The following is a 14,054-nucleotide window of genomic DNA, read 5'->3' on the forward strand; positions in this document are numbered from 1 at the left end:
CCCCGGCTTGCGCCGGGGCAGGGGAAACGGTGGCATCCATGGCGGGTCCCGGGGACACCGGTCAGAACAGCTCGACGGTCCCGGCACCCATGTCCTGCTGGGTCACCGGCTTGTGCGGCGGCGCCTCCCAGGTGCCGCGCATCTCGCGCAGCCGGTGGCCGATGCGCTCCAGTGCCCGGATCATGTCGGCGTCGAAGAAGCCGCCGTTGCGGTGCAGCAGTTCCTGCAGGTCCACGGCCTCGCGGTTGATCGCGTTCAGGCGCTCCAGGTGGGAGTGCACGCCGCCCAGCGCCTGGGTGGCGATGTCCTCGAACTGCAGGGCGCGCACCGCCTCGGCCACGCTGGCGTCGATGTCGCGGCCGCAATCGGAAATCTCGCGCATGCTCTCGCCGAGCGAGCGGTTGATCGCCGCCACCTGGTCGAGCATGGTCGCGGCCTCGGAGCGCGCTTCCCTGGAGCGGTCCATGTCGCGCGAGGCCATGTTGGACACGGTCTCGCGCACCTTGGCGATGGATTCCTTGGAGCTGTGCGCCAGCTTGCGGATCTGCTCGTTGAACGTGGTCGAGCGCTCGGAGAGGTTGCGCACCTCGTCGGCCACCACGGCGAAACCGCGGCCGGCCTCGCCGGCGCGCGCCGCCTCGATCGCGGCGTTCAGCGCCAGCAGGTTGGTCTGGTCGGCGATCGACTTGACGTCCTCGAGCAGCGAGAAGATCCCGTCCAGATGGGTGGCCATCTCGTCGATGTGCGCGACGGTGGTGCCGCTCTGGCCGCTGACCTGCTCCAGCGCCTCGACCAGCTGCTCCATGCGCTGGCTGGCGTGCTGGGCGAAGCGGGCGACGTCGGCGCCGCCGCCGCCGTCCTGTTCGCCGGCCTGGTCGATGATCCGCGCCATCGCCACGCTCTGCTGGCGCGACTTGCGGTTCATCGCCTCGAAGCTGCTGCCCAGGCCGCTCACGGCCTGGCGGATCAGCCCGCGGGCGCGCTCGACCTCCTGCCGCGAGCCCTCGATCTCGGCGCCGACGAACTGGCGCAGGTCGCTCAACAGTTCATCCTGCTCGCGCATCGCCTTGAGGTGTTCGGCGGAAGGGCGGCTCTCGCGCACCACGATCCACCAGGCGAACGCCAGCCAGCTGGCGGTCATCGTCACCAGCACCGCCCAGCGCAGCGGCGCCAGGCCGTCGACCGCGAAGGCGGCGGGCAACAGCAGCGTCAGCACCAGCGGCGCGGCGAGACGGATCAGGATGCGTGGGTACATGGGGGGCTCTCTGCAGATTCTTGATCGCAGTATCGGCCCCACCCCTGCCATCTTTAGGCGCCGGGGACGGCTGTCGCGCGCCTGCGCGGGCTCCTCGCGGGGGGCGTCCGGGGCCTGTGGGCGCGGCGCACCGGGGTCAGGCGAGGCGGCGTTCGATCGCTTCGAGCATGGCGCGCCGCGAGAACAGGAAATCCCACTGGCTGCCGCCGAGCTGACGCCACAGCACCGCCGAACGCATCGCCGCCAGCAGCAGGGCGCGAATCTCGGCCACCACCCCCGGCTGGCCGAGATAGTGCGGGGCGCCTTGGACCATCACCCGCGGCCGCAGATGACTGATGGTCTCCGCGTAGAGCACGCCGAGCGCCTCGAGGACCTCGGGATGGTTGCTGCCCTTGACCTGGGCCTGCGGGGCGACCGCGGCGATCCCCCGGCCGACCGCCTCGACCATGGCGGCCTCGCGCACGAAGCGGCGCTCCAACCGGACCACTGCCAGCGCCAGGCGCGGCAGGGCCTCGTCCTTGCCCTGGCTGGAAAGATGCTCGCGCAGTACGCGCAGCCCCGGGCCGAGCCGCGCGACGCCGCCGTAGACGTCCTCGGTGGACTCGGCGTCGATCCGGAACACGCCGTCGAGCACCGCCTGGGTGGCGTCGCCGGTAGATTGACCGGTCTCGGCGGTGGACCGAACCTGCTGCAGGGACTGCGCCAGCGCCGCCAGCGCCAGCACCCGTTCGTCGAATGGATTGCTCATCCCGGCAGTCTACCTGTTGGCCCGTTCCCGCCGACGGCGGGGGCGTCGGTCCAGTCGATCACCGCGCCGCCGAGACAGACCTCGCCGTCGTAGAGCACCAGCGACTGGCCGGGGGTCACCGCGCGCTGCGGCCTGGCAAATCGCGCCTCGAGCCGGCCGTCGCCGTCCACCACGACCGCGCAGGGCTCGGCGGCCTGGCGATAGCGGCTCTGCGCCGCGCATTCGAAGCGCGCCGCCGGCGCTGCGCCGGCGACCCAGTGGGCCGGCGCGGTGCGGGTCCGCGTCGACATCAGCCAGGCGCTGTCGTGGTCCTGATCGACGAACAGCACGTTGCCCGCCACGTCCTTGCCGACCACGTACCAGGGCGCCTGGGCGAACCCGCGTACCCCGCCCAGCCCCAGGCCCTCGCGCTGGCCGAGGGTGAAATGGAACACCCCGGAGTGCTCGCCGATCGTGCGGCCATCCGCGGTCCGGATCTCGCCGGGGCGGGCCGGCAGGTAGCGGCCGAGGAATTCGCGGAAGTCGCGTTCGCCGATGAAGCAGATCCCGGTGGAATCCTTCTTCGCCGCCGTCGGCAGGCCGGCGCCGCGCGCGAGATCGCGCACCTGCCGCTTGTCCAGCCCGCCGAGCGGGAACACGGTCGCCGCCAGCTGCGCCTGGCCGAGCTGGTGCAGGAAATAGCTCTGGTCCTTGCCGGCGTCGCTGGCACGCAGCAGGCGCCAGCGGCCGCCGGAACGGTCGATGCGCGCGTAGTGTCCGGTGGCGATGCGCTCGGCGCCCAGGTCGCGCGCCGCCTCGAGGAAGTGCGCGAACTTGATCTCGCGGTTGCACAGCACGTCCGGATTGGGGGTGCGGCCGGCGGCGTACTCGGCGATGAAGTGTTCGAACACCCCGCGCCAGTACTCGGCGGAGAAATCCCGGAAGTGGATCGGGATGCCGAGCCGGCCGCAGACCGCCACGGCGTCGCGGCGGTCCTCGTCGGCACGGCAGTCGCCGCTGCCGTCGTCGGCCCAGTTCTGCATGAACAGGCCGGCGACCGATTCGCCGGCGTCGCGCAGCAACAGGGCGGTCACCGACGAGTCGACGCCGCCGGACATGCCCACGATGGTGCGTGCGTTCATGGGGCGGCCGGCAGCAGGGTGGGCGCCATGCGGCCGGCGGGACCGCCGCTCCGCGCGAACGCGCTTGCCCCGCTTGCACGAGAGGAGGGCAGCGGGAACGCGCGCGCGGCCCTCACGCCAGCTGCTGCAGCAGCGCGAGCGGGTGGCGTTGTCCGGCGAGAAAGTCGGCGACCGCCCGCCACACCAGCGGACTGCGATGGCGGGCCTGGGCCTGCTGCAGTTCCTCCGGGGTCATCCAGAGCGCCTGCACGATCCCGGCATCGAGCGCGCGCTGCGGGTCGTGGGACAGCGGCTCGGCGGCGAAGGCGAAGCGCAGGAAGTGGCGGCCGCCGCCGCCACCGTCGGACGCCGCCGGCGCGCGCCACTGGTAGGCGCCGATGAAGGCGGTCAGGCGGACTTCCCAGGCGGTCTCCTCGCGGGTCTCGCGCAGGGCCGCATGCAGCAGGCTCTCGTCCGGCTCCAGGTGCCCGGCCGGCTGGTTGAGCACCAGTGCGCCGCCGACGCGCTCCTCGACGCACAGCAGGCGGCCGTCGCGCACCACCACCGTCGCCACCGTCACGTCGGGCTGCCAGAAACGGCCTTCGCGGTAGCTCATGGTTCAGGGTGCGCCGCGGTCGGCGGCCGGCGGTGCGGCGCAGGGGCGCGCGGGGAGGGGGGCGAGGGCTGCGGCATGGCCGGTTCCGGGGGATGCAGCGTTCTATTCTGGGACCGCCGGCCGCCGTCCGTCCACGAATCCGATGCACCCGCTCCGTATAATCGCGCCATGGCCCGAAAGAACGAAAACGAACGCGACCACGGCGTTGCCGTCGAGACCGGCAAGCCGGAGGTGGCGCGCCCTCCGCTGTACACCGTGGTCCTGCTCAACGACGACTACACGCCGATGGACTTCGTGGTGGATGTGCTGGTGCGCTTTTTCGCCCTGGACATCGAGCGGGCCACCCAGGTGATGCTCCACGTCCACACCCGGGGCAGGGGGGTTTGCGGGATCTTCAGCCGCGAGGTCGCCGAGTCCAAGGTGGCCCAGGTGAACGAATATGCAAGACTCAACCAGCATCCCTTGCTCTGCACGATGGAAAAGGCCTAGAAAGGCGGGCAGGGGCAGCCATGGAAACCGGGCATTCCGGCCCCACCTAGGGCCGTAGGCATACCAGGAGGCATCCGCCCCATGTTCAGCAAGGACCTCGAGTACTCCATCGGCCAGTGCTACAAGCGCGCCCGCGAGGCGCGCGACGAGTTCATGACCGTCGAGCACCTGTTGCTGGCGCTGCTGGAGAACCCCTCGGCCGAGGCGGTGCTCAAGGCCTGCGGCGCCGATTTCCACCGCCTGCGCTCCGACCTGGAGCAGGCCATCGCGACCACCGTCTCCAAGCTCGAGCAAGGCGACAGCCGCGACACCCAGCCGACCCTCGGGTTCCAGCGGGTGCTGCAGCGCGCGGTCTACCACGTGCAGTCCTCGGGCAAGAAGGAGGTCACCGGCGCCAACGTGCTGGTGGCGATCTTCGGCGAGAAGGACTCGCACGCGGTCTACTACCTGAACCAGCAGGACGTGACCCGCCTGGACGTGGTCAACTACCTCTCGCACGGCATCGCCAAGACCGGCGAGGGCGATCCGGCCCCGTCCGCGGACGATGCCGCCGAGGGCCAGGCCGAGGCCGGCGGCGAGGGCAAGGGCGACGCCCTGGCCGAGTACGCCACCGACCTCAACGCGATGGCCCGCGAGGGCCGCATCGACCCGCTGGTCGGCCGCGCCGAGGAGATCGAGCGCACCATCCAGATCCTGTGCCGGCGGCGCAAGAACAACCCGCTCTACGTCGGCGAGGCCGGCGTGGGCAAGACCGCGATCGCCGAGGGCCTGGCCAAGCGCATCGTCGACGGCGAGGTGCCCGAGGTGCTGGCGCACGCGACCATCTACTCGCTCGACCTGGGCGCGCTGGTGGCCGGCACCAAGTACCGCGGCGATTTCGAGAAGCGCCTGAAGGCGGTGCTGGCGGCGATCCGCAAGCACGAGGGCGCGATCCTGTTCATCGACGAAATCCACACCATCATCGGTGCCGGCTCTGCCAGCGGTGGCACGATGGACGCTTCCAACCTGATCAAGCCGGCGCTGGCCTCGGGCGAGCTGCGCTGCATCGGCTCGACCACCTTCCAGGAGTACCGCGGGGTGTTCGAGAAGGACCGCGCGCTGGCGCGGCGCTTCCAGAAGGTCGACATCGTCGAGCCGACCACCGGCGAGACCTACGAGATCCTGCGCGGGCTCAAGCCGCGCTACGAGGCCCACCACGACGTCACCTACGCCGACGAGGCGCTGCTGGCGGCGGTGGACCTGTCGGTCAAGCACATCGCCGACCGGCTGCTGCCCGACAAGGCGATCGACGTGATCGACGAGGCGGGGGCGCGCCAGCGGCTGCTGCCGGACGAGGTACGCAAGAAGCTGATCGACGTGGAGGAGGTCGAGACCATCGTCGCCAAGATGGCCAGGATCCCGGCCAAGCAGGTCAGCGCTTCCGACAAGGACGTGCTCGGCCACCTCGAGCGGAATCTCAAGATGGTGATCTTCGGCCAGGATCCGGCGATCGACACGTTGACCTCGGCGATCAAGCTGGCCCGTTCCGGCCTGGGCAATCCCGACAAGCCGATCGGCAACTTCCTGTTCGCCGGCCCCACCGGCGTGGGCAAGACCGAGGTGACCCGGCAGCTGGCGCTGCAGCTGGGCATCGAGCTGGTGCGCTTCGACATGTCCGAGTACATGGAGCCGCACTCGGTCTCGCGCCTGATCGGGGCGCCCCCCGGCTACGTCGGCTTCGACCAGGGCGGGCTGCTGACCGAGAAGATCGTCAAGACCCCGCACTGCGTGCTGCTGCTCGACGAGGTGGAGAAGGCGCACCCGGACATCTTCAACATCCTGCTGCAGGTGATGGACCGCGGCGTGCTCACCGACACCAACGGGCGCGAGGCGAACTTCCGCAACGTGATCCTGGTGATGACCACGAACGCCGGCGCGGCGCAGGCCGCGCGCCGCACCATCGGCTTCACCCGCCAGGACCACAGCACCGACGCGATGGAGGTGATCCGCAAGAGCTTCACTCCGGAGTTCCGCAACCGCCTGGACGCGATCGTGCAGTTCCAGCCGCTGGCGCTGGAACACATCCTGCGCGTGGTCGACAAGTTCATGATCGAGCTGGAGGCCCAGCTGCACGAGAAGGACGTCACCGTCAGCGCCACCGCGGCAGCGCGAGAATGGCTTGCCCAGCACGGCTTCGACCCGCAGATGGGCGCGCGGCCGATGGCGCGGATCATCCAGGACCGGATCAAGCGCCCGCTGGCGGACGAATTGCTGTTCGGAAAGCTGGTCGGCGGCGGCCGGGTCAGCGTCGACGTCAAGGATGGCGAGCTGGTGGTCGAGGCCCATCCGGAACCGGAGCGGCTGCTGCCGGCGACGGTGGGGTAGCGGCCCGCAGGGCCGCCGGGAATCGAGAATCGGACCCCCGAAAACCAAGATCCCGGGCTGTGCCCGGGATCTTTTTTGCATGCGGGAATCCGGAAGGTCGCGGTCCCGGGGCAGGGCGCCGTGTCGAACCGGCTTCTCCCATTCCCGATTCCCCATTCCCGGCCTTATTTCATCCGGTAAGTGATGCGCCCCTTGGTCAGATCGTAGGGGGTCATTTCCACCTTGACCCGGTCGCCGGTGAGGATGCGGATGTAGTGCTTGCGCATCCTGCCGGAGATATGGGCGATGATCTCGTGGCCGTTCTCCAGCTTCACCCGGAACATCGTGTTCGGGAGTGTCTCGGAAACGGTGCCTTCGAATTCTATGACGTCGTCTTTCGCCATGCGTCCTGATCGGTTGGGGAGGGGGAAAGATTTCCGCCCCCGGAAAAAGCGCGTCATTCTGCCACGCGCGCCCGCGATACGCAAAAGTTCCGTTAAGCAGGGCGGCGCGCGGCGGCCGATGCCGCCAGGTCGGCCGCGGCCAGGGTACCGAACGCGGCGGTCCAGTTCTCCGCGCGCCCGGGCAGGGCGGTCAGCTCCGCCACCGCGGCGAGGAATTCGGGCCGCGGACAGTGCCGCGCGCCGAGCCGCAGCAGGTGCGGGTTCTCGACCTGCGCATCGATCAGCGGCCAGCCCCAGTCGCGCATGCGCGCGGCGAGCCCCGCCAGCGCGGCCCGGGAGCCGCCCGACACGGCGCTGAACATGCTCTCGCCGAAGAACATGCGCCCCACCGCCACGCCGTAGATGCCGCCGACCAGATCCTCGCCGTCGAATACCTCGACGCTGTGGGCATGCCCGAGCCGGTGCAGCGCCCGGTACGCGGCCTGCATCGCCGGGGTGATCCAGGTGCCGTGTTGCCCGGCACGCGGCGCATCGGCGCAGGCCCGGATCACCCGGTCGAAGGCGGTGTCGGCGCGCAGCGCCCAGCCGCTGCCGCGCAGGGCGCGGCGGAACCGCCTGGACAGCCGGACCGTTCCGGTATCGAACACCATGCGCGGATCCGGCGACCACCACAGAATCGGCTGCCCCTGCGAATACCAGGGGAAGATGCCGCGGCGGTAGGCGTTGAGCAGGCGGGTCGGCGAGAGGTCGCCGCCGATCGCGAGCAGCCCGTCGGGCTCGCGCAGCGCCGCCTCCACCGGCGGGAACGCCGCCTCGGGATCGGCGGGCAACAGGGTCGGGAGGGTGCGCATCGCTGGTGTCGAGGGGCGGCGGTCGCGGGCGGTCTGCGGCAAGCATGCCCCATCGCGCTGCGCGCCGGCGCTACGGATTCGGCTCGACGATTCCGGGCTCCCCGTCCCTGAACGGCCCATGGCCGTCGAGCATCGCCTTGTAGGCACGTACGGATTCCGTCTCCTCGGCGCACCAGCGCCGCAGCGCGCCGGAGAAGGCGGGGTCGGCGATCCAGTGCCGGCTGCGGACGAAGGTCGGCAGGAAGCCGCGGGCGAGCTTGTGCTCGCCTTGCGCGCCCGGCTCGAAGCAGCGCAGTCCGTGGCGCAGGCAGTACTCGATGCCCTGGTAGTAGCAGGTCTCGAAATGCAGCCCGGGAATGCCGCGCACCGCGCCCCAGTAGCGGCCGTAGAGGGTGTCGCCACCGCGCAGGCACAGCGCTCCGGCGACGGGACCGCCGTCGAGATCGGCCAGCACCAGCACCAGGGCGCGCGGCATCGCCACCGCCAGGTGGTGCAGGAAATCGAGCGTCAGCGCCGGGGAGTTGCCGTATTCGGCGAAGGTCTGCAGGTAGAAGCCGTGGACCGCGACGAGATCGTCGATGCTCGCCTCGTCGCCGTGCAACACCCGGAATCGCACCCCGGCACGCGCGACCTTCGCGCGCTCCTGGCGGATGTTCTTGCGCCGCTTGTGGGTCATCGCTGCGAGGAAGTCGTCGAAGTCGCGCCAGCCCGGCGCGCTGCGCCAGTGGTACTGCACGTCGATCCGCGCCAGCCAGTCGTCGCCGAACGCGGCGTCCTCGGCGGCGGTGTGGAAGTTGACGTGGGCGGAGGACAGCCCGGCATCGCCGGCGCTCCCGACGATCGCCTCCAGCAGCGCCCGCCGCGAGGCCGCGTCGCGGGCCAGCAGGCGCGGTCCGGTGACCGGGGAGTAGGGCACCGCGCAGAGCCATTTCGGGAAGTACTCGCGACCGTGGCGCGCGTACGCATGGGCCCAGGCGTGATCGAACACGAATTCGCCGTGGGAGTTGTCCTTCAGGTAGCCGGGCGCGGCCGCCACCAGTGCGTCTGCTTCCCAGAGGGCCGGGTGGCGGGGCGTCCAGCCCCAGGCCGGGCGCAGGCACCCGTGGCGCTCCAAGCCCGACAGGAAGGCATGGGACAGGAAGGGATTGCGGCCATCGTGCAGCCCGTCCCAGGCGGCGACGGGGATCTCCTCGAGCGAGTCATGCAGGCGCAGCGTGGGCATCGGGGAGCAGCCGGTAGTCGGGGAGAACACGGCCGCTTATCGCACTCGGCCGTCCGCGCTCGCAGAGCCGAGCCCCTCGGCTGCGCCGGTTCCCGAGCCCCTCGTAGAGCCGAGCTTGCTCGGCTGCGCTGGCTCCGGAGCCAGGAGTAGCGGAGCAAGCTCCGCTCTACGGGGGGGCGGATCGCTTGCCGGCGCGGTCATTCGCCCTTGTCGAGAAACTTCTCGGCGTCCAGCGCCGCCATGCAGCCGAATCCGGCCGAGGTGATCGCCTGGCGGTAGTGCTGGTCGGCGACGTCGCCGGCGGCGAACACGCCCGGCACCGAAGTCTCGGTGGCGCCGCCGCCCAGGCCGGAGCGGATTTCCAGGTAGCCGTTATTCATCGCCAGTTGGCCTTCGAACAGCGAGGTGTTGGGGGTATGGCCGATGGCGACGAAGAAGCCGTGCACCGCGAGTTCGCGGGTGCCGCCGTCCTGCACCGACTCCACCCGCAACCCGGTCACGCCGGCGTCGTCGCCGAGCACCTCGTCGACCACGTGGTGCCAGACCGGCTCGATCTTCCCGGCCTGGATCTTCGCGAACAGCTTGTCCTGCATGATCTTCTCGGCGCGCAGGGTGTCGCGGCGGTGCACCAGGTAGACCTTGCGGGCGATGTTGGACAGGTACAGCGCCTCTTCGACCGCGGTATTGCCCCCGCCCACCACGGCCACGTCGCGGTCCTTGTAGAAGAACCCGTCGCAGGTCGCGCAGGCCGAGACGCCGCGGCCCTTGTAGGCCTCCTCGGACGGCAGCCCCAGGTACTTGGCGGTGGCGCCGGTGGCGATGACCAGGGCGTCGGCGGTGTACTCGCCGTTGTCGCCCTTGAGCCGGAACGGCCGCTGCGACAGGTCGGCGGAGTGGACGTGGTCGAACACCACCTCGGTCTCGAACCGCTCGGCATGGGCCTGCATCCGCGTCATCAGGTCCGGGCCCATCAGGCCGTGCGCGTCGCCGGGCCAGTTGTCGACCTCGGTGGTGGTCATCAGCTGCCCCCCCATCTGCAGGCCGGTGACCACCACCGGGCGGAGGTTGGCGCGGGCGGCGTAGACGGCGGCGGTCCAGCCGGCAGGGCCGGAACCGAGGATCAGCAGGCGGCAGTGCTTGGGGGTGCTCATGTATACTCGCAGGCCATGGAGTCGCGGCGTTTCGAAGCGCATAGCTTGGCGGCGCGACGGCGGCAACACAAGGCGCGCGCGGGATGCGCGGCCGGAACAATCAGTTCGATCCGCGGCCTCCGGCGCAAGCCCGATGCGCGGTCCAGCGGCCCGCGCATCCGATGCGCGGGTTTTTCGTAAGCGTGACGATCGGCGGCCAGCTGCCGCTTCCCGCAAGCCGGAGACAAGTGCGATGCGTATCGGAGTGCCGAAGGAAACCAAGACCCTCGAGGGCCGCGTGGCGCTGGTGCCCGCCGCCGCGGGCGACCTCGTCAACCGTGGCCACGAGGTGTGGCTGGAACGCGGCGCCGGGCTCAAGTCCGGATTCGCCGACGAGGCCTACACCCGGCTCGGGGTGCGGATCGCGCCCGACGCCGCCGCGCTGTACGAGAAGGGCGAACTGATCGTCAAGGTCAAGGAGCCGATCGCCGGCGACCTGCAGCACCTGCGCAAGGATCACCTGCTGTTCTGCTACCTGCATCTGGCGGCCGAACCCGAACTCACCCGCCGGCTGCTCGACATCGGCCTGACCGGCGTCGCGTTCGAGACCGTCGAACTCGAAAGCGGCGACCTGCCGCTGCTGGCGCCGATGTCGATCATCGCCGGCAAGATCGCCGCCCAGGTCGGCACGACGCTGCTGCACCAGCCCAATGGCGGCAAGGGCAAGCTGCTCGGCGGCCTGCCTTCCACCGGCCGCGGCAAGGCGGTGGTGTTCGGCGCGGGCATGGCCGGCGGCGCGTCCGCCGCGCTGCTGGCGGCCGGCGGCGCCAACGTGGTGGTGTTCGAGAAGCGCCAGGACCGCATGGCGCAGATGATGGCGCTGGGCGCCAACGTCACCGCGCTGTATCCGTACGACGACCTGGTCGCGCGCGAGGTCGCCGCCGCCGACCTGGTGATCGGCGCGGTGCTGATCCCGGGCGCGCGGGCGCCGCACGTGCTGACCCGCGAGATGCTCAAGGGGATGGAGGACGGCAGCGTGGTGGCCGACATCTCCATCGACCAGGGCGGCTGCTTCGAGACCTCGCGGCCCACCACCTGGGCCGATCCGACCTACGTGGAGGAGGGCGTGGCCCACTTCTGCGTCACCAACATGCCCGGCTCGGTGCCGCAGACCAGTTCGCAGGCGATCTGCGCCGCGATCCTGCCATGGGTGAGCAAGCTCGCCTCGGGCGAATGGCGCGGCAACCAGGCGCTGGAGCGGGGCATCAACGTCGAGGACGGCCGGCTGGTGCATCCGGCGCTGCAGGACATGGCGCTCTGAACGCGCCGATCATGGCTTCGCCGCCCGTAGAGCGGAGCTTGCTCCGCTACGTGGGCTCCGGAGCCGAGAGCAGCGGAGCAAGCTCCGCTCTACGGGGTGAGGTGGTCGCGGGGATGGGGAAGATCGCTTAAGATCAATCATCTAGGCTGAAGTCCTAAGGTAAAAACGCACGGTGGCACGACCGCTCCAGGAACGCAGCAAGCGACAGCGCGGCACGGCGAAGCAGGCGGCGGCCCCGAACCCGCGCCGGCAGCGGCTGTGGCGCGACATCGCGCTGATCCTGATCGCGCCGCTGCTGCTGTACCTGCTGGCGAGCCTGGTCACCTTCTCGCCGGACGATCCGGGCTGGTCGCGCTCGGGCAGCGTGACCGCGCCGCTCAACAACGTCGGCGGCCCGGTCGGCGCCTGGCTGGCCGACGTGCTGCTGCATCTGTGCGGCTACGTCGCCTATCTGTTGCCGGTGATGCTGGGCGCGATCGCCTGGATCGCGCTGTTCGGCATGGACCAGGACGGCGACGGCAGGGCGGACCTCGGCCCGGCGCTGCGCCTGGTCGGCATCGTCGGCTTCCTGGTCTCGGCCACGGGCCTGCTGGCGCTGCGCGTGCCCAACGCCGTCGACCTGTCGGCGGGCGGCGGCGGCATCCTCGGGCGCCTGGTCGGCAATTCGCTCTACGGCGGCTTCGGCCCGGTGGGGGGCAACCTGTTCCTGCTGGCGCTGCTGCTGGTCTCGATCACCCTGGCCACCGGGCTGTCGTGGCTGGCGGTGATGGATCGCATCGGCCAGGCGGTCCTGCGGTTGCCGGCGCTGCTGCGCCGCGGCAGCAAGCAGGCCGGCGATTGGAAGCGCGCCCGCGACTGGCGCGAGGAGCGCGAGGAGACCCGCAAGGTCGACACCGAACAGCGCTCCAAGCGCGCGCCGGTGCGGATCGAGCCGCCGGCGCCGGCGCAGGTGGAGAAGAGCGACCGCGCGCGCCGCGAGCAGCAGATCCCGCTGTTCCACGTCGGCGACGGCTCGGGGATTCCGCCGCTGGCGCTGCTCGACGACCCGAAACCGCAGCCCAAGGGCTACGACGAGCAGACCCTGGAGACGCTGTCGCGGCAGATCGAGTTCAAGCTCAAGGACTTCCGCATCGAGGCGCAGGTGGTCGGCGCCTACCCGGGACCGGTGATCACCCGCTTCGAGATCGAGCCCGCGCCCGGCATCAAGGTCAGCCAGATCAGCTCGCTGGACAAGGACATCGCCCGCGGCCTGTCGGTGAAGTCGGTGCGCGTGGTCGACGTGATCCCGGGCAAGTCGGTGGTCGGCCTGGAAACGCCCAACACCAAGCGCGAGATGATCTATCTCAGCGAGCTGCTGCGCTCGAAGGAATACGACAAGTCCGGCAGCCCTCTGACCCTGGCGCTGGGCAAGGACATCGCCGGCCGGCCGACGGTGGCCGACCTGGCGCGCATGCCGCATCTGCTGGTGGCCGGCACCACCGGCTCGGGCAAGTCGGTGGCGGTCAACGCCATGGTGCTCAGCCTGCTGTACAAGGCCTCCGCCAAGGACGTGCGGATGCTGATGATCGACCCGAAGATGCTGGAGCTGTCCGTCTACCAGGGCATCCCGCACCTGCTGGCGCCGGTGGTCACCGACATGAAGGAGGCCGCCAACGGCCTGCGCTGGTGCGTGGCGGAGATGGAGCGCCGCTACAAGCTGATGAGCGCGGTGGGCGTGCGCAACCTGGCCGGCTTCAACAAGAAGGTCAAGGACGCCCAGGACAGCGGCCAGCCGCTGCTCGACCCGCTGTTCCGGCCCGAGCCGGACAGCGCCGAGGTGGCGCAGCCGCTGGAGACGCTGCCCTTCATCGTCGTGTTCATCGACGAGTTCGCCGACATGATGATGATCGTCGGCAAGAAAGTGGAGGAGCTGATCGCGCGGCTGGCGCAGAAGGCGCGCGCTGCGGGCATCCACCTGATCCTGGCGACGCAGCGGCCGTCGGTCGACGTGATCACCGGCCTGATCAAGGCCAATATCCCGACCCGCATCGCCTTCCAGGTCAGCTCCAAGATCGACTCGCGCACGATTCTCGACCAGTCCGGCGCCGAGACCCTGCTCGGCCACGGCGACATGCTTTACCTGCCGCCCGGCACCGCGCTGCCCGAGCGCGTGCACGGCGCCTTCGTCTCCGACGAGGAGGTGCACCGCGTGGTCGACCACCTCAAGCAGAGCGGCGGCGGCCCCGACTACATCGAGGGCGTGCTCGAGGAGATGCAGAGCATGGGCGACGGCGTCGTGGTCGGCCCGACCGGCCTGCCGGAGAGCGGCGGCGGGGCGGGGGACGAGTCCGATCCGTTGTACGACGACGCCGTGCGGGTGGTCACCGAGACGCGTCGCGCCTCGATCTCGGGGGTGCAGCGGCGGCTCAAGATCGGCTACAACCGTGCCGCGCGCCTGGTCGAGGCGATGGAGGCCGCGGGCGTGGTCAGTCCACCCGAGCACAACGGCGACCGCAGCGTGCTGGCGCCGCCGCCCCCGAAGTGACCGCCCGCCGCGATTCCGTAGGGGCGCCGTCGATGAGGCGCCGTTCAGCAC

General features: G+C 70.5%; 12 protein-coding genes. 4 read left to right on the top strand and 8 right to left on the bottom strand.

What is annotated here, in order from left to right; genetic code table 11:
• Positions 1–61: 61 nt before the first annotated feature.
• The 4 genes from H0E84_RS16230 to H0E84_RS16245 form a co-directional block, all read right to left on the bottom strand.
• On the bottom strand, positions 62–1,255 hold the full coding sequence (locus tag H0E84_RS16230) for a methyl-accepting chemotaxis protein (protein ID WP_180679690.1): 1,194 nt from the start codon (positions 1,253–1,255) through the stop codon (positions 62–64).
• Between the two features lie 136 nt (positions 1,256–1,391).
• A complete protein-coding gene (gene hflD, locus H0E84_RS16235; protein WP_180679691.1) occupies positions 1,392–2,003 on the bottom strand; it encodes a high frequency lysogenization protein HflD in 612 nt (203 codons plus the stop codon).
• Entirely contained in the window at positions 2,000–3,124 is a 1,125-nt protein-coding gene (mnmA, locus tag H0E84_RS16240; protein ID WP_180679692.1) for a tRNA 2-thiouridine(34) synthase MnmA, read from the bottom strand. Before mnmA ends, hflD begins: the two co-directional genes overlap by 4 nt.
• Positions 3,125–3,236: 112 nt before the next feature.
• Positions 3,237–3,719 carry an NUDIX hydrolase gene (locus H0E84_RS16245; RefSeq protein WP_180679693.1) on the bottom strand — a complete coding sequence of 161 codons (483 nt, stop codon included), beginning with the start codon at positions 3,717–3,719 and terminating at the stop codon, positions 3,237–3,239.
• A 168-nt stretch (positions 3,720–3,887) separates the two neighbouring features.
• Between H0E84_RS16245 and clpS the strand changes: the two genes are divergently transcribed.
• Entirely contained in the window at positions 3,888–4,208 is a 321-nt protein-coding gene (gene clpS, locus H0E84_RS16250; RefSeq protein ID WP_180679694.1) for an ATP-dependent Clp protease adapter ClpS, read from the top strand.
• A gap of 81 nt (positions 4,209–4,289) precedes the next feature.
• Complete coding sequence (gene clpA / locus H0E84_RS16255) at positions 4,290–6,572, top strand: ATP-dependent Clp protease ATP-binding subunit ClpA (protein WP_180679695.1); 2,283 nt, start codon at positions 4,290–4,292, stop codon at positions 6,570–6,572.
• Between the two features lie 164 nt (positions 6,573–6,736).
• Here clpA and infA read toward each other — a convergent pair whose 3' ends face one another.
• From infA to trxB, 4 genes are all read right to left on the bottom strand, one after another.
• Entirely contained in the window at positions 6,737–6,955 is a 219-nt protein-coding gene (gene infA, locus H0E84_RS16260; protein WP_095209467.1) for a translation initiation factor IF-1, read from the bottom strand.
• 92 nt (positions 6,956–7,047) lie between these two features.
• Complete coding sequence (gene aat, locus H0E84_RS16265) at positions 7,048–7,806, bottom strand: leucyl/phenylalanyl-tRNA--protein transferase (protein ID WP_180679696.1); 759 nt, start codon at positions 7,804–7,806, stop codon at positions 7,048–7,050.
• Between the two features lie 70 nt (positions 7,807–7,876).
• The gene (locus H0E84_RS16270; RefSeq protein WP_180679697.1) at positions 7,877–9,028 is read right to left on the bottom strand and encodes a GNAT family N-acetyltransferase; all 1,152 of its coding nucleotides are present in this window, start codon (positions 9,026–9,028) and stop codon (positions 7,877–7,879) included.
• A gap of 197 nt (positions 9,029–9,225) precedes the next feature.
• On the bottom strand, positions 9,226–10,179 hold the full coding sequence (gene trxB / locus H0E84_RS16275; protein WP_180679698.1) for a thioredoxin-disulfide reductase: 954 nt from the start codon (positions 10,177–10,179) through the stop codon (positions 9,226–9,228).
• A 232-nt stretch (positions 10,180–10,411) separates the two neighbouring features.
• Here trxB and H0E84_RS16280 point away from each other — a divergent pair, with 232 nt between their 5' ends.
• Entirely contained in the window at positions 10,412–11,479 is a 1,068-nt protein-coding gene (locus H0E84_RS16280; protein WP_180679699.1) for an alanine dehydrogenase, read from the top strand.
• A 172-nt stretch (positions 11,480–11,651) separates the two neighbouring features.
• Complete coding sequence (locus H0E84_RS16285) at positions 11,652–14,003, top strand: DNA translocase FtsK 4TM domain-containing protein (protein ID WP_180679700.1); 2,352 nt, start codon at positions 11,652–11,654, stop codon at positions 14,001–14,003.
• The last annotated feature ends 51 nt before the right edge of the window (positions 14,004–14,054 follow it).

Source organism: Luteimonas salinisoli (assembly GCF_013425525.1).
Lineage (GTDB): Bacteria > Pseudomonadota > Gammaproteobacteria > Xanthomonadales > Xanthomonadaceae > Luteimonas > Luteimonas salinisoli.